Annotated in this window: 13 protein-coding genes; 2 read left to right on the top strand and 11 right to left on the bottom strand. The window is 56.7% G+C overall.

What is annotated here, in order from left to right:
• Positions 1-211: hypothetical protein (locus PHC90_09355; GenBank protein MDD3846556.1), on the bottom strand; the 211-nt coding region annotated here is incomplete at its 3' end.
• On the bottom strand, positions 198-1,220 hold the full coding sequence (locus tag PHC90_09350; protein MDD3846555.1) for an ABC transporter substrate-binding protein: 1,023 nt from the start codon (positions 1,218-1,220) through the stop codon (positions 198-200). The genes PHC90_09350 and PHC90_09355, both read right to left, overlap by 14 nt.
• Positions 1,221-1,335: 115 nt before the next feature.
• On the opposite strand from PHC90_09350, the gene PHC90_09345 reads away from it, so the two are divergent.
• Positions 1,336-2,961, top strand: a complete 1,626-nt coding sequence (locus PHC90_09345) for a FapA family protein (GenBank protein ID MDD3846554.1) — start codon at positions 1,336-1,338, stop codon at positions 2,959-2,961.
• Between the two features lie 59 nt (positions 2,962-3,020).
• Here PHC90_09345 and PHC90_09340 read toward each other — a convergent pair whose 3' ends face one another.
• From PHC90_09340 to PHC90_09325, 4 genes are read right to left on the bottom strand one after another with little or no spacing between them, the layout of a single operon-like run.
• Positions 3,021-3,746: an MBL fold metallo-hydrolase gene (locus tag PHC90_09340; protein MDD3846553.1), complete on the bottom strand. Its 726-nt coding sequence runs from the start codon at positions 3,744-3,746 to the stop codon at positions 3,021-3,023.
• Between the two features lie 11 nt (positions 3,747-3,757).
• Entirely contained in the window at positions 3,758-6,853 is a 3,096-nt protein-coding gene (locus PHC90_09335) for an efflux RND transporter permease subunit (protein MDD3846552.1), read from the bottom strand.
• A 3-nt stretch (positions 6,854-6,856) separates the two neighbouring features.
• Complete coding sequence (locus PHC90_09330) at positions 6,857-8,122, bottom strand: efflux RND transporter periplasmic adaptor subunit (protein ID MDD3846551.1); 1,266 nt, start codon at positions 8,120-8,122, stop codon at positions 6,857-6,859.
• Positions 8,122-9,360, bottom strand: coding sequence for a TolC family protein (locus PHC90_09325; GenBank protein ID MDD3846550.1), 1,239 nt, complete (start codon positions 9,358-9,360; stop codon positions 8,122-8,124). Before PHC90_09325 ends, PHC90_09330 begins: the two co-directional genes overlap by 1 nt.
• A 247-nt stretch (positions 9,361-9,607) precedes the next feature.
• On the opposite strand from PHC90_09325, the gene PHC90_09320 reads away from it, so the two are divergent.
• A complete protein-coding gene (locus PHC90_09320; GenBank protein ID MDD3846549.1) occupies positions 9,608-10,366 on the top strand; it encodes a DUF169 domain-containing protein in 759 nt (252 codons plus the stop codon).
• A 27-nt stretch (positions 10,367-10,393) separates the two neighbouring features.
• On the opposite strand, the gene PHC90_09315 is transcribed toward PHC90_09320, so the two are convergent.
• The 5 genes from PHC90_09315 to PHC90_09295 form a co-directional block, all read right to left on the bottom strand.
• A complete protein-coding gene (locus PHC90_09315) occupies positions 10,394-12,319 on the bottom strand; it encodes an alpha/beta fold hydrolase (protein MDD3846548.1) in 1,926 nt (641 codons plus the stop codon).
• Between the two features lie 77 nt (positions 12,320-12,396).
• On the bottom strand, positions 12,397-12,984 hold the full coding sequence (locus tag PHC90_09310) for a hypothetical protein (protein MDD3846547.1): 588 nt from the start codon (positions 12,982-12,984) through the stop codon (positions 12,397-12,399).
• A gap of 211 nt (positions 12,985-13,195) precedes the next feature.
• Positions 13,196-14,833: a phosphoglucomutase (alpha-D-glucose-1,6-bisphosphate-dependent) gene (gene pgm / locus PHC90_09305; GenBank protein ID MDD3846546.1), complete on the bottom strand. Its 1,638-nt coding sequence runs from the start codon at positions 14,831-14,833 to the stop codon at positions 13,196-13,198.
• A 17-nt stretch (positions 14,834-14,850) separates the two neighbouring features.
• A complete protein-coding gene (locus tag PHC90_09300; GenBank protein ID MDD3846545.1) occupies positions 14,851-15,309 on the bottom strand; it encodes a DNA-binding protein in 459 nt (152 codons plus the stop codon).
• A gap of 85 nt (positions 15,310-15,394) precedes the next feature.
• Positions 15,395-15,760 (bottom strand): hypothetical protein (locus PHC90_09295; protein ID MDD3846544.1); only part of this gene is annotated, 366 nt, incomplete at its 5' end.

Raw genomic sequence — 15,760 nt, 5'->3', positions numbered from 1 at the left:
TGTTCTGAGGCACTTTCTGGGTGGACGTCAAAAGCACCTCGATCCTGCTCGTCGTCGTGGTGATGAGGTTCGCCGAGTTCTCTTCGATGCCCTTCTGGATCATTCTCCGGGACACAAGGTAGTTGTAGCTGAAGATGGCCGCAAAGATAGCTGCGCTGCTCAATGTGAAGAAAACGACGAGTTTGAAGGCAATGCCCTTATTTTTGAACATATCCCGTACACGTGAAGGCAAATGCATCGATGTCGGGCACATTCCCTATGAGACCGCCCGCCTTCAATTCATTCCCCACCCTTTCATAATCTTCCCTCTTGAGGACTCCCTGCACACCATCTTTGCCTGGCGGCATGATCACATCTTTCATCCTTTGGAGCATCCATCTCTGATGCACCCTGTTGGCCGGCACGTTGGCCGCGGTCATATAGTTGAGCACGATGTCGATGGCCTCTTCCGGATGATCAAAGGCATAGCGCCAGCCCTCGAGAGAGGCATTGACAAATGCGCATGCCGCGGCAGGGTCCTTCTCCAGCGTCTCTTCCATGATATAGATCCCGTCCTCGGGAAAATTCAGGCCATAGTCGCTGTAGAAGAATGACGTGAGTTCGTCGGCATTGATGCCGGCACTGAGTATCGTATGATATTCGTTGTACCACATTCCCGATGCGGCGTCGACGCCGTCCCGAAGGAAAAGGTTCACGGAGTAGGATTGAGGAACAATCTTCACGGTGACCTTGAATTTTTTGAAGAATGCCGCCGGCTGGATGCGGAACTCGTCACCCCAGAGACCGACCTTCTTCCCTTCGAGGTCCTCCGGCCGTTTAATGCCCCGCGCCTTTTTGGCAATGAGCATGAGGGATGAGCGCTGGACTATCTGCGCAATGTTCACAAGTCTGATGCCGCTGGAGCGTTTCTGGATAGCCGTTGAAAGCCAGATGCTGCCGATGTCGCCCTCGCCCTTTCTGAGGATTTCCGACGACGGCCTGTGGGCCCCTCCGGTGATGAACTCCACCTCCAGGCCGTGTTTCTTGTATATGCCCGTCTCATACGCCACGTAGTAACCGGCGAACTGGGCCTGGGGACTCCATTGCGGAATGAAGGAAAGTTTTTTCAGAGCGGCTTCGCCATGCGCCATGGAAACCATGGCGAAGATGAGAGCAAGGCACGCAAGTGTTCGCGCCGTCGCCTCTCCCCATGGACCGTGCCGTTTGCCCCGCAATGTCATAATCAGCTATTATGATGATTGATAGAGGGCCCGGAGTCAACATAAAAATAACAATCAGATACCTTTAAGAAAGCTTGCGATGTCGCGATAATCCTATGCAGGGAGTAGTGGGACAATGACAACATTGCACCAGCAGAATAACACCGACATCGATCACGCGGACACGATCACAATCGAAGTGAACCACGAAGAGGGGTGCGCATACGTCACCATTCGCGACGCCTCCGTCTATCCCGGCCTGCAGGAGGTCGTGGGCAGGCTGAGGGAATCCGGCCTGTCTTACTGGATCGACGAAGGCGCGATCAAAAAGGAGCTCGCCAGCAAAACGACAGGCACGCCCTTTCGGGCAGCCATTGCGCGGGACGAACAATTCGAAATAAAGGTCGATGCCAACCAGCACTACGCTTCATTGACCCTGAAACAGGGTTACGGCGGCAAGGAAATAAACATGGTGGATATACAGCTCAGGCTCAACGAAATGGGCATCGTCTTCGGGATCGATCTGGAGGGGGCCGCCCGCGCCCTGTCCGAAAAGGTTTACGAGGAACCCATCGCGATCGCCAGGGCAACGGAACCCGTGCACGGGGCAGACGCCACGATCGACTGCCTGTTCCCGCTCGAGTTCAAAATGCAGCCGAAAGAACTGGAGCATAATAAAATTGATTTCAGGGAGCTTACCCTTATCTACGCCGTGGCCGAAGGGGACGTCCTGGCAAGGAAGACACCCCCTACCCCGGGAGAGCCGGGCATGACGATCATGGGCAAGACGGTCCCCGCAAAACCGGGCAAGGATATCACGTTCACAGCCGGCAGAAATTCCATCATCTCCCCCGACGGCATGGAGGTCACAGCCGCCATCGCCGGACAGCCCTTCCTGAAAGGCAGATCGGTCTTTGTCGAGCCGGTCTACAGCATCAAGGGAGACGTCGACTATTCCATCGGCAATGTCAATTTCAAGGGCAGTGTGAAGATCGATGGGAGCGTCGTATCCGGTTTCTCCATCAAGGCAACGGAAAACATCGAGATACGCGGGGTCGTCGAGGATTGCTCCCTGGAGGCCGGAATGGACATTTCCATTAAAGGCGGCATCCTGGGGGCGGACAAAGGCACCGTGAAGGCCGGCAGGGACCTTTCAGCGCTCTTCGTCGAAAACTGTTATGCCGAGGCGGGGCGGAATGTCGTCGTAGGCGACGTCCTCAATTCCGAATTGCTCGCGGGTGACTCCATCGACGTCGCCCTGGGCAAAGGGCGGGTCATCGGCAGCAAGCTGGGCGCACAGAATCTTGCGATCATGAACACCCTGGGATCGGAGATCTCAGGAAACACAGAGGTGTCGGTGGGGTTCGAGCCAAAGACGGTTGCTCGCCTCAAGGAGTTGAGGGAAGCCGCCCAGAAGACCGAATATACCATAGAAGAGATCGGAAAGCACATCTCCACGCTTGAGGAGATGGGCCAAACCGATGGGCTTTCCGATGAAAAGGAAATGCTCTACGGAAGGCTTCTCGCGACATCGGACGAACTGGACCATCAGCTGCAGGAACACAGGGGCCAGATCGAGATGATCGAATCAACGATGACAAAAGCCGCGCGGCCGACGGTCAAGGTAAGGGGAACCTGCTACCCCAATGTCCGGATAAAAATAGGCAAACTTGTCTACGACTGCACCACCGAGTACCACAGCGCCGTCTTCCATGAGGAAAATGAAGAGATCACGGTGAACGTCTACGAGAACAAAGCGTAGAAGACAGTTTCACGTTTCAGACAGAGAAACCGTCTTTAACCTGAAGCCTGAAGCTGTCTTCAAACCAGGTAGGGTTCCCACATCTTTGTGGTCTTCCGCATGTAGTCGGCGGGGAGGCCTTTCAGGATCTGGTTGTGGCCGGGCAGGAGAATGTCGACGTCGAACTTCGAAAGCTTGTTCAGTGAATCCTTCAACTGGGCCGCATCCGCACCGAAGAGGTCGAAACGGCCTATGGCGTAGTCGGCATATATGACATCCCCGGGGATGAGGATCTTCGCTATGGGCTCGTAAAGCGCGATGCCTCCCATGGAATGACCGGGTATGTTGATCACGTCCCACACCATGTTGCCTATCTCCAGTGTCTCGCCGCCTTCGAGCTTGCGGTCCACCTTGAATTTGAAGGCATCGGGAGCAAGACCGAACTGCGTCTGGCACATACCCTTGAACATATCCATGCCGTATACGGCCCGATCGTCCCCCTTTTCCAGTAAGTCCGCCTCCAGCTTATGGACCCACAGCTCGACACCGGGAAATGTCTTCTGGAGCTCTGCGAGGCATCCTATATGATCGAGGTGCGTGTGGGTCATGATGATCCTCTTGACATCCGCCGGCTTGATACCGAGCTTTGCGATGGAAGCAGCCTTGTAGCTCCCCTTTCCCGTAAGCCCCGCATCCACTATGGAGAGGTCCCCGGAAGCAGGGTCTCCGATCACGTAGACATGGGAATCGGGGATAAACTCGTCCTGACCGGGAATGAAAAGAACACCTTTATAGACCTGAGACATGAAAAGCTCCTTTAGATTTTTTCTTCCTTCTTTCTGGATCGCTTGCCGAGCCAGTGGTTGAGCTCGTCGAAATAGACATAGAAGACGGGCGTGATGTAGAGGGTCATGATCTGGGAGAGGAAGAGCCCGCCCACCACCGCAACCCCCATGGGCTGGCGCGCATCGCCTCCGGCTCCGATCCCGAGCGCGATGGGCAGAGTACCGAAGAAGGCCGCCATCGTCGTCATCATTATGGGACGGAAACGCACCAGACACGCCTGATAGATCGATTCCTCGGAATTGAGCCCCTTGCTGCGTTCCTCCTCAAGGGCAAAGTCGACCATCATGATGCCGTTCTTTTTTGCAATGCCGATAAGCATTATTATACCTACCATACCGTACATGTCGAGTTCCATACCAAAAACCCACAGGGTGAGCAGGGCACCGCAGGCGGCAAGCGGCAGGGCGGTGAGAATAGTAATGGGGTGAATGAAACTCTCGTAGAGTACGCCAAGGACCATATAAATGACCAGCACTGTGACAAAGAGGAGGAAGCCCATGCCGGAAAATGACTTTTGAAACTCCTGCGCCGACCCCTGGAAACCGGTGACGATTGACTGGGGAAGGCTGATCTCCTTCGCTATCCTGTTCGTGTCGCTTACCGCCTCACCCACGGAATGTCCCGGAATGAGGTTGAAGGCAATGGTCGCCGAGTTGAGCTGGCCTGTATGGTTCACGTTGACGGGGCCGACGGTCTCCTCTATCGTGGACACGGTCCCGATGGGCACAAGCTTGTTCGCCGTCGATCTTACGTAGAGGTAGGAAAGCGCCGAGGCGTCTTCCTTGAACTGCGGCTGAACCTCGAGGATGACAGAATACTGGTTGAGCTTGCCGTAGATCGTCGACACCTTCCGCGACGCGTATGCCGAGAAAAAGGTGTTCTGGATCTGGTCGAGGCTCAGGCCCAGTGCCGATGCCTTGTCGCGATCGACATTTATAAAGAGTTTCGGCAGGTTGAGCTTGACGTCGGAGTTCACATCCGCAAGCCCTTTGAGCTTGCCCATCCTCTCTTCGAATATCCCGGCATACTTGTACAGCTCCGTCAGGTCCGAGCCCTGAAGGGTAAACTGGTACTCGGCGAGGGCATTCCCCGCGCCTATCTGGATGGGAGGAGGGTTCTGGGGAAAAACGAGGAGGCCCGGGATACTGTTAAGCTTCGGCCGGAGATCGTGAACTATCTCATCTACGGAGCGTTTGCGCTCCTTCATGCTCTTGAGCATTGCGAAGACGATGCCGCTGTTGTACGAGTTGATGCTGGCGATGGAGATAAAGTCCTTCACGTCGGGTTCCGCCTTGAAAAGCTCATTCAACTCGCTCTGGTGGGTCAGCATGTCGTCGTAGGATATCTTGTCGGCAGCCTGGACCCACGCCATCATGAAATTCTGGTCCTGGGCGGGGAGGAAGCCCTTGGGTATTTTCATAAAAAGAAAACCCGAAACGACAAGGACGATCACGGTGACCGCAAGAGCGATCCTGCGGTGCTCCAGCACCCACCGAAGGGTGCGTCCGTAGAAACCGATCATCGCCTGAAAACCCCGTTCCGTAAGAGCGTAAAACGTGCCTTCCTTCTTCTCATGAAAACCCTTGAGAACCCGGCTGCACATCATGGGGGTCAGGGTGACCGAGATGAAGCCGGAGATCAGGATCGCCGAGGCGATGCAGACCGCGAATTCATGGAAGAGCTTGCCCACGATGCCCGGCATGAAAAGGATGGGGATGAAGACGACGACCAGGGACACCGTCATGGACATGATGGTAAACCCTATCTCCCTGGAGCCCGTGAAGGATGCGTCCGCGGCGTTCTCCCCCATCTCCATGTGCCGTACGATGTTCTCGAGGACAACGATGGCGTCGTCGACAACGAGGCCGACGCACAGGACAAGGGCCATCATCGAAAGGTTGTTGAGACTGAAGTTGAGGACGCTCATGACCGCAAAGGTCCCGATAATGGACAGCGGCACGGCCACGTTGGGTATGAGGGTCGACCGGAAGGAACGGAGAAAGACGAAAACAACGAGGAGCACGATGATGATGGTCAGGACAAGGGTGAGCTGGACATCCTGAATGGATTCTTCGATGTATTCAGAGGCATCATAGAGGAGGTGCCACTCCACCGACTCCGGCACCATGGATTTCAAGCGGGGAATGAGTTCCTTCACGCCTTCCGCGACAAGGACGGTATTCGACCCGGGCTGTTTCTTGACGGCAAGGACGATGGCGCGTTCCGTCTTCTGACGCGTCGAGTACCATGCGGCCATCTGTTTGTCCTTCTCGACGCCGCTTATCGCGTCGCCCACGTCCTTCACGCGGACCGGCATGCCGTCCTTGTACGTGATGATGACATCCCTGTACGCCTCACCGACCATGAGCTGCCCGTTGGAATCGATGGTGAAGGACTGAAAGGTCCCGTCAAGGGTGCCTCCGGGGAGGTTGACGTTCGCCGTCTTCACGGCCCGTTCCACATCGTCGATGCCGATGCCCTGCTTGGCCAGCAATTTGGGGTTCACCTGGATACGCGCCGCAAATTTCTGACCGTAAGTGATGACCTGTGAGACACCGTTGACCATGCTGAAGTTCTGGGCGAGGTAGTTCTCGGCGTAATCGTTGAGCTCCGTGAGGGGCATCGTCTCGGAGGCGAGGGCGAAATAAAGTATCGGCTGGTCCGACGGGTTGACCTTGTCATAGGTGGGAGGGCTCGGCATGTTGGTCGGCAGGTCCCCCTGGGCGGCGGCTATCTTGGAGTTCACGTCCTGAGCGCAGGCGTCTATGTTGCGGTCCAGGGTGAACTGGAGAATGATGCTCGTCGATCCCGTATAGCTCTGGGACGACATCGAAGAAAGACCCTGTATTGTCGAGAAGTGTTTCTCGAGAGGCTTCGCCACGTTGGAGGCGATGGTCTCCGGACTTGCGCCGGGAAGGCTCGCAGACACCATTATTGTCGGGAAATCGACGGCCGGGAGGTTATTGATGGGAAGGTTTACGTAGCTGTTGACACCGAAAAAGAGAATGCCGAACATGACCAGTACGGTCATGATGGGCCGCTTGATCCATATGGCTGAGATGTTCACTTTTTACTTTCCCGCCGGAGACGCTTCCGTTTCAGGTGCCTTTGCGTCGGCCTTCTGAGGGGCCGGTTTTGCTGGAACGGGCCGCGGGCCTCCCCCGTTGCCCCCCTGACCCGATGCCAGGGAATCGCGTATCGAAACAGGGAAACCGTTCCTGAGCTTGAAGTGGCCATCGGTGACGACCGTCTCGCCGGCGCTTATTCCCTTTCTCACCACGGTCAGGCCTTGCACCGTCCTGTCCGTCGTCACGACCCGGTATTCGACGGTATTGTCGGCCTTTACCACAAATGCGTACTTCCCTGTCTGGCCGAGCTGTATCGCCCGCTCGGGGACGACCACGGTGTCCTTTTCGGTGGAGAGGGTAAGAACGACGTTGACGAACTGTCCCGGCCACAGGAACCTGTCGGTATTGGGAAAGGTTGCTTTGAGAAGTATCATCCCCGTCTGGGTGTTCACGGTGTTGTCCATGAATGTGAGCTCACCTTCCGGCGGCTCTCCCGTGTAACCGGTGACGATCGCCCTCGCCTTGAGCTTTCCCTCGGCGGAGTATTTCCTGACGGCGGGCAGATCCTTTTCGGGCAGGGAGAAGGCGGCATAGACAGGCGTGATCTGGTTTATCGTCGCGAGCTGGGTATCCACGTCCTTGATCATCCTCCCCTCGAAAACGGCGTAGGCGCCCATGCGGCCGTCGAAGGGGGCGGATATAAAACAGTAAGCCAGACTGAGCCGGGCATCCTGAAGGGAGGCCTTGTCGGCGATAACGAGGGACTCCTGGGCATCGGCGATGGACTGCTTGTTCTCGTAATCGGAAAGGGATACGGCGCCCTTTTCGTAAAGGTACTTGTATCGCTTCGCCTCGTCCCGGGAGAATTTCATCTGCGCCGTGTCCTGCGCGAGCCGCGCCTCGGCCTGACGGACCTTTGCCTGGTACTGATTGGGGTCGAGGGTAAAAAGAGGCTGGCCTTTCTTGACGTCCTGGCCCTCCTTAAAGTGAATCTTCACCAGTTGCCCCGTGACCTGAGCGTAGAGGGGAACGCTGCGGTACCCCTCGATGGTGCCGATCTCCCTGAGTTCCATCGGCATGTCCCTGACGACTGCCTTCGCGGCGGTCACGGCGACCCGTTCCAGCGGCGGGGCCGGCTCCTTTTTCGTCGCCACATACACAATAATGATAATGATGCACAGCACGGCGATACCTGCCGCGATGACCTTCTTCTTCCCCGGCATTGCCCGGAGCCTGCCGATGACTTCCTTTCCCTTCTGTGCACCCATTATCTGCTCCCCATCGCCTTTTCAATGTTGGCCCTGGCGACCTTGTAATCGAAGAGGGCGTTTATATTGGCCAGCTTCGCCTGGCTATAGGTCACGGTGGCGTCGGTGACCTCGAGAGGGGTCGCGAGGCCGGCATCGTAGCGCAGGTTCGCAATCTCGAGATTCTCCGTGGCCTGTCTTATCTGCACGTTCGTGGTATCTATCGTCTGTCTTGCCTTGGCAAGGCCCAGCCAGGCCTGTTTCACATCGAGCATGATCTGGAGCTTCATGGCGCTGATCTTCGCGTCGATGGACTGCTTGTTCGCCTGTGCCTCGGCGACCTTGTTCGTCGTCGATAGCCCGTCAAAAAGATTGACCGACAGCGCGACCCCGGCATACCATCCCTGCCCGAGGGGATACCGGCTTCCGGCGAAATTGTACTGGGCGTTCCCGTTGACCTGCGGATAGTACTCCTGCTTCGCCCGTGCCACGGCCTTTTCAGCGGATTCCCTCTGGGCCTCGAGGGACTTGAGGTCGGGGCGTGCCCGATGAGCCGTCTTCAGGGCATCTTCCAGGGTGATCTCGTATTTCTCGAAGGCAAGGTTGTCGTGGATGGCGTACTCCCCATCGCTGTCGATACCCATGGCGTTGTTGAGGTTCACCCAGGCGACCTTGAGGTCATTCTCGGTGTTGATCAGGGTGAGTCTGGCGTTGGAAAGGTCCAGTTCGGCCTTGGTGACATCGTACTTCGGCTTCTTGCCCGCCTCGAAAAAAACGAAGGCGATGCGGAAGTGCTTCGCGTACTGGTCAACAACCTCGAGATTGACGTCCCGCGAGCGCTTTGCCTTCAAAACCCCATAGTAGGAAGATTTCACGGTGTTGGCAATGGTGTTCAAGCTGTTGTCAACATCGCGGCGAGACGATTCCACGTTGAGCCTGCCGATATTAACGTCCGTCGGCGTTCTCCAGAAATCGAAGAGCATCTGTTTCAAGGTCACATTGGCGACGTTCTGGTTGTACTGGTCAAGGAGCGCCCCGTAATAGGGATCGCGGGTATTGTTCACTTCGAAGTTGCGGGTAAATCCGGCGGAGCCGTCAACCTTCGGGAAAAAACCTGACCGCGCCTGACCGAGCTGGGCCTCGCGCGCCTTCATTGTGTACTGGTAGCCCATTATGGACGGGTTCATCTTAAGGGCGATGTCTATGGCCTTGTCAAGGTCCAGGGGGTCGCCCGGCCTGATGGGTGCATCCTGGGCCAAGAGTACGTTCCCAATCAGTAACAACACTGCTGTGACTGTACAAAGAAGGCATCTTTTCATTTTCAGTTAATTCTCTCGGTGCTGCCGACTGGATCTTTCTCAAGCAGACAATATGCGTTTGGGCAAAGTATATTGTCACATACTAGATAAGTGCATCCACGTTGTCAAGAAAGAGTTTGGACCCCGGAAAAAACGTGATAGAATGGAAGACGGTGTTAAGTTTCCACAAGGAAAAAAGGAGATGCTCATGGACACGCAGCTGAAGGAAAGATTTGTGAGGTTGTGGGAGAAATACTTTCCCGGGGCCTCCCTGCCGGTGGTCTTTTTCTACAGCGACCACGAAGGCGGCGCCAATATCGTAAAAGGCCCAAAGAGCCTTGAAGAGCATCGCTGTGTCATCGCCGATATCGCGAGGACGGCACGCGGCCGGTCGCTCGCCTTCAACATCGATTCCATCGGCTGCGGCGGCGGAAGGAAATACCTGGGATTCACGGAGGTCCTCCGCCCCAACTTCGAGTATTTTCTCTCCTACGGCATACCCGGCGAACTCGAGGGTGAACGATACAAGAAATCCCCTGAACTCGTCGGCGAGGTAATGAAGAATATGCCCAAATTCAGTGCTCCCGCCCGCTACATCGTCTTCAAACGCTGGGACATGATCGAAGAGAACGACAGCCCCGACGTCGTCGTCTTCTTCGCCTCCCCCGACGTGATATCAGGACTCTTCACCCTTGCGAACTTCGACGAGAGCGATCCCGGCGGCGTCTTCTCCCCCTTCGGCGCCGGCTGTTCCACTATCATCACCTATCCCTATCTCGAAAAAGACACCTCCCGTCCAAGATGCGTCCTCGGCATGTTCGACGTCTCGGCCCGCCCCTGCGTCCGTGCAAACACCCTCACCTTCGCCGCACCTTTCAACAGGTTCACGGCGATGGTGGCCAACATGGATGAAAGCTTCCTCACAACGGAAAGCTGGAAAAAGGTGAGAAGGAGAATAAAGGCGTAGACGCGGAGCACCGGCCCATCTGTCCTGCTACTGAACGCCTATATGCAGGAGGAGGATGCGGCGAACCTCTTCTATTGTCTGCGGCTCCGACTGGCAGGAGTGGCCCGAATGGACGACAAGTTCCGAGGCCGCGCCGTCGAGGTGGGCGCTTTCGTACTTGACAACGCCGTCAGTCCACTTAGCTTTCGGGGCGTCGGGATTGCGCACGGAGATGATGGAATGTGCGGGGACTCCCGGCGCTATGGGAATGGAGGAAAATACCTTGATGAAGACACTGACGGGATCCATGTTCGCGGTGCTCCTGGGAACGCCCTCGAGGGTGGACAGATCGACGGCGTCGGGGTTCCGGGTGACTACCTCTTTCATGCCCTCAACCATTCGAAAGGGCAAGGAAATGAATTTGCCGGCAAGCCTCCCTATCCATCCCCCCGCAACATAGCTGCCCCGGTGAGGCGTCGAGATGAATATGACCCTCCGGACAAAGGGGAGCGGCTTATAGAATACACTCCTCCCGAGCATTTCCCGCGTATTGTCCGAAACATCGAGCTTGCCGAAAGGAACATTGCTTGTGGCGTCCCAAAAACGCGTTCCGCTGTCGATGACGGCGAGCTTTGTCAGAAGTCCGCCCTGGCTGTGGCCTATGATGACCATTTCCTTGAGGGCCGGATCCCTGCCATGCGGGTCAAGAGCGCGCACCACCTCTTTGAGGCCCTCCGTCAGGAGCCCCCCTGAATACAGGATCGGGTTCCCCGTGTTGTACGTGAAAGACCAGAACTGGTAGCGGCCCCAGAGACGCCGGTCGTTCTGCAATTCATTGACCATCTCCATCCAGCGGGCCGGGCTTGAGGCGGTTCCATGAATAAAGACCACCGGGATATGCCCCTGCCTGTATGGACTCATGAAAAAAATATTCTCTCGGAACCGGGACTGATCGGGAAAAAACAGGAAATTACCGGAAAAGAAGCCTTTTATCTCCGTCTTGTACACCTCCGACCCTTCGAGGCTGGCCGCCACCGCCGAGGAGGTATCGAATTCAAGAGGCACCGTCCGGCCTTCGACGGTGACTGTTGTTGCGGTATCGGTGGTATAAAGCTCAAGTTTCCCTGTCAGCGAGCCTCTCTTCAGGCCCTCATCGGGATCATCAAATCGTATGAAAGCCGTGACCGCCACCTTTACGTCCGGCGGTACCTTGGCGGTAACAGGATCGGCGTTAACGGAGACGTACTTTGTGGCGGCCACAAGCGCCGCCCCTATCCCGGGCCAACGGTACTCGTTGCGCAGTCCGCGGATGGAAAGCCTCGAGGCATTGACGAAACTTACCAGCCGATACGAACTCCACCGAAACGATCTCGGGTTCACGGAAAGAGTAAACTCCCCGAAGGGCAGCCGGTACGTACCGCCCGTGAGATCGACCTCCAGCCCGTCGGAAGAACTCAGGCCCGCGGCTATTCCCAGGTTATAGATATCAACGGCGGTGCGGAACCTGGGGTCGAAACCGTCGAGGGAACGGGAGAAATCCTTCGGGAAGAGCAGTGTGTACGCATAGATGGCGGATGCAAGATAGTAGGACCTGTCCTCGCTCTGGGAGGCATGAAGAAAAGAAAGCTCCGCCAGCGCAAAGAGCCTGTCCGCTTCATTCTCGATGGAAACGCCCCTGTGTATGGAGGCGATCACCTCCGCCGGATGGCTTTTGAACCTTTGCGCAAGTCCATTGCGGTTCAAGATCTGTGTGGTCGGCGCGCTGAGGGTTGAATGGGTGAGAACATTTGCCGTAAGATTCAGGTATGATTCCTGCCCGTCAAGATAACCAATTCCCACGGGCGTTGCACACCCGGAAAGAACAAGAAGGGCAAGGATGAGGACTATGCAGGCCCGCTTCCTGGTGAGCACGCCGGGGAAAAACGCTCTGCCTTTTCTTGTGTCGTCCCGGTGGGAGATCATACGTTGGGTCATGGTGGTGTTCCCGGTCATAGCATGACGATCAGGAGCCCCTTTCGGCGGCGCCTGATCGTCGTTTCATCCTTTTTTCCTTACGGTTTCTCGACCACGATGGCCACGGCCTCGGTAACCCGCAGATAAATGTCGTCACCTTTCTTGATGTTGTTGAAATTCTTGACGCTCTTATCGACGGTGAAGCTCTTGACCTTGCCTTTCGGCCCCTTGAGGGAGATGGTGCGTTTCTTGTAGCTTATCTTTTCGACGGTTGCCGTCACCTCGATGGTATCGACAATGAGTGCTCCGGGCTTTTCTCCCTTTGGTGCCACTTCCACGGTCCGGAGCTCCGAGGCGGAAGGTCTTTCTCCTGTTTTTGCCACAAAGATCGCAATGGATTCATAGAATGTCGTCTTGACCTTGTCTCCGACCTTTATCTGATCGAAGTTCTTCACCTCCGGCCCGACCTTGATCGTACGCGACACTTCGTTGGGCATCTTGAGGGTGACTGTTTTTTTCGCGGCGTCCACAGCTTCCACGGTCGTCGTCACGGTGACTGTTTCAACCTCAACGCCGGCCGGTTTCGGAGCCGCCTTTTTCGCCGCTTTCTTTTCTTCCGCGAAGCCTGCGCTTACAAGCAGGATCACCATGAATGACGCCAACAGCAATGACAATACTTTTCTCATATAATATTCCTCCTTTTTGGAATAGTTCAGACCCGGCTGGGGCCTGTTGCTCCTGATAAGGCGCAAATCCTTGACAGATGATTTCCTTCGGCCCTTACGCGCGACGGACGAATCACTGCCTCTCGTCCGGAGCCGGGGCTATCAGTTGTAGCATATAAGACAGGGCGGCACAAGAAACGTCCCCTTTCGATCGCAGGTCGGATCCAGCACGTCACAGGGAGTTCTTTACGATCCGCCGTGCCCCGTTCAGGATAGCCTCGAGGTGGCCTTCGTCCACGAAGCTCTCCGCATATATCTTATAGATGTCTTCCGTGCCCGAGGGCCTCACCGCGAACCACCCGTTCCTCGTGGCAACCTTGAGGCCGCCTATCGGCGCGTTGTTCCCCGGGGCGCTCGTCATCTTGGACGTTATCGGTTCCCCCGCCAGTTCATCCTCCTTGATCGCTTCGGGAGTCAGGCACCCTATCGCCTCCTTTTCAGCCGGTGTCGCCGGGGCGTCCACCCGAACGTAAAAAGGTTTCCCAAGCCTGGCAGCCAATTCCCGGTAGAGTTCGCCCGGGTCCCTGTCCATTCGGGCGGTCATCTCGGCCGCAAGGAGGCCCATGATGATCCCGTCCTTGTCCGTTGTCCATACCGTCCCGTCCCGCCTGAGGAAGCTTGCGCCGGCGCTCTCCTCGCCTCCAAAGCAATAGGACCCGTCGAAAAGGCCATCGACGAACCATTTGAAGCCGACGGGCACCTCGGAAAGCCTTCGGCCGAGGTCCCCCACGACGCGGTCGATAAGGCTCGAACTCACAAGTGTCTTACCCACGGCTGCATCCTTCGGCCAGTCGGGACGGTGCGTCAAGAGGTAGTGGATCGCCGCGGCAAGATAGTGGTTGGGGTTCATGAGTCCCATGGAGCGGGTGACGATGCCGTGACGGTCGGCGTCGGCGTCATTGGCGAAGGCCACCTGAAAACGGTCCTTCAGCGCCACCAATCCCGCCATGGCGTAGGGACTGGAACAGTCCATCCTGATCTTGCCGTCGTGATCGACGGTCATGAAGGCAAACCTTGGATCCACAGCGTCGTTGACAACGGTCATGTCGAGACCGTAAAAAGCCTTGATGGGCTCCCAGTAGTGCACCGCGGACCCCCCCAGGGGGTCGACCCCCATCGTGACACCCGCGGACCGGATGCACTCCATGTCGATAACCTTCGAGAGGTCCTCGACATAAGCCATGATGAAGTCGACAAGGCGGGTCGTACCTGCCTTCAGGGCGGACTCGTATCCAATCCTTCGGACCTCCCTGTTGCCGCCTCGCAAGAGATCATTCGCCCTGTCCTCGATCCACTGTGTTGCCTGCTTGTCCGCGGGGCCGCCGTTGGATGGGTTATACTTCAAACCGCCGTCCTGAGGCGGGTTGTGAGAGGGGGTGACAACGATGCCGTCCGCGAGACCCGTGCTCCTCCCCCGGTTATACGAGAGGATGGCGTGTGAGACCACCGGGGTGGGAGTGAAACCATCGTCGCGCTGGATCATGGTATCCACACCATTCGCCGCGAGCACCTCGAGGGCGGTCCTTTGCGCCGGGCCCGAAAGCGCATGGGTATCTTTTCCCATGTGCAGAGGGCCATTCGTCCCTTTTCTCTGACGGTAGTCGCATATTGCCTGCGCAATGGCAAGGATATGGTCTTCGTTGAACGTGCCGGCGAGCGCCGAACCGCGGTGCCCGCTGGTGCCGAAGCTCACCAGTTGGGCTGGGTCGTCAAGGTCGGGTTTTCGCCCGTAATAGTCTCTTTCGAGCCTGCCGAGGTCGACGAGTATTTCTTCCGGGGCAGGCTTGCCTGCGAGGGGGGAAAGGGCCATGTCACACGCTCCTTGTTCTACAATTGTGATGTCGGGCCCGTCAGTTTGAGAAGGGCCATATTGATAACGGGATCGAGATCGCGAACGGCATCGACACCCTTGAGTTCGATGATGACCGCCTCCATGATGAGGAATGTCTTCGCCTCATCGCGCAGGCATCCCGTCTTCACGGTGTCGAACTTCCCGTACGTCCCGTGGATATGGACACGCGGCTCGTCGCCATACCAGAAAACGGTGCCGATGGCGAGGGTCTCATGGCTCTCGACTATTTCCCGCCATGTCGGTTCCGGCGGGCGCACATCGTCATGCACCGGTCCGACGACGATCCTCCCCTCCGTTATCCCGCCAAGAAGGTAAAAGATGCCTCCTCTAATGTTCTCCTTCCGGACGATGCCGGAAAGATTGGCGATTATCTCGTCGCCATCCTCGAAATGGGCCAGGATCACCCTTCCCACCTCACCGACCTGATATTTCACAGCAATCTCCCTTTCCCGTCAACCCCGGCACCTGACATATGCTTCCCGAAAAGCAGCCGAGGCGAAGCCTTGTCCCATCGCCCGGTCACTGCAGAGGACCCTTTATAAGCTTTGCATCGTCTATCCACACGGTGCCTTTGCCGTCGACGACAAGATTGAGCTTTACGATATCCGGGGCCTGCCCACTCTTGAGAAAAAAAGGTGTTTCCTGCGTGACCCAGTCGGTGGTGCCCGTAACGAACGTCTCCAGGGCGCGGGAGAAGAATTCACCTTTCCCTGAAAAGACGCAGATCATCTCGAGAAACACCTTGCCCTCAACGTCCTTTGTTTTGAGCTTCGCCTGGTAGGTCAGGCGTGCCTTGCCCACATCGACACCCTTGATCTCATAGAGGCGGACCGTCATGGGCGAGGCGGCGTCGATCCTCAAGGAACCCTTGTTATCCGCGGATAT

It is taken from the genome of Syntrophorhabdaceae bacterium, assembly GCA_028698615.1.
In the GTDB taxonomy this organism is placed as follows: domain Bacteria; phylum Desulfobacterota; class Syntrophorhabdia; order Syntrophorhabdales; family Syntrophorhabdaceae; genus Delta-02.
Note: the sequence above shows the minus strand (reverse complement) of the source record. Positions and strands in the feature narration are given on the sequence as shown.

What these genes read in the sequence shown, in the direction of transcription:
- PHC90_09350 (MDD3846555.1), bottom strand. Translation starts at nt 1,220, where the DNA reads ATGACATTGCGGGGCAAACGGCACGGTCCATGGGGAGAGGCGACGGCG.
- PHC90_09345 (MDD3846554.1), top strand. Translation starts at nt 1,336, where the DNA reads ATGACAACATTGCACCAGCAGAATAACACCGACATCGATCACGCGGAC.
- PHC90_09340 (MDD3846553.1), bottom strand. Translation starts at nt 3,746, where the DNA reads ATGTCTCAGGTCTATAAAGGTGTTCTTTTCATTCCCGGTCAGGACGAG.
- PHC90_09330 (MDD3846551.1), bottom strand. Translation starts at nt 8,122, where the DNA reads ATGGGTGCACAGAAGGGAAAGGAAGTCATCGGCAGGCTCCGGGCAATG.
- PHC90_09320 (MDD3846549.1), top strand. Translation starts at nt 9,608, where the DNA reads ATGGACACGCAGCTGAAGGAAAGATTTGTGAGGTTGTGGGAGAAATAC.
- PHC90_09315 (MDD3846548.1), bottom strand. Translation starts at nt 12,319, where the DNA reads ATGACCCAACGTATGATCTCCCACCGGGACGACACAAGAAAAGGCAGA.
- PHC90_09310 (MDD3846547.1), bottom strand. Translation starts at nt 12,984, where the DNA reads ATGAGAAAAGTATTGTCATTGCTGTTGGCGTCATTCATGGTGATCCTG.
- pgm (MDD3846546.1), bottom strand. Translation starts at nt 14,833, where the DNA reads ATGGCCCTTTCCCCCCTCGCAGGCAAGCCTGCCCCGGAAGAAATACTC.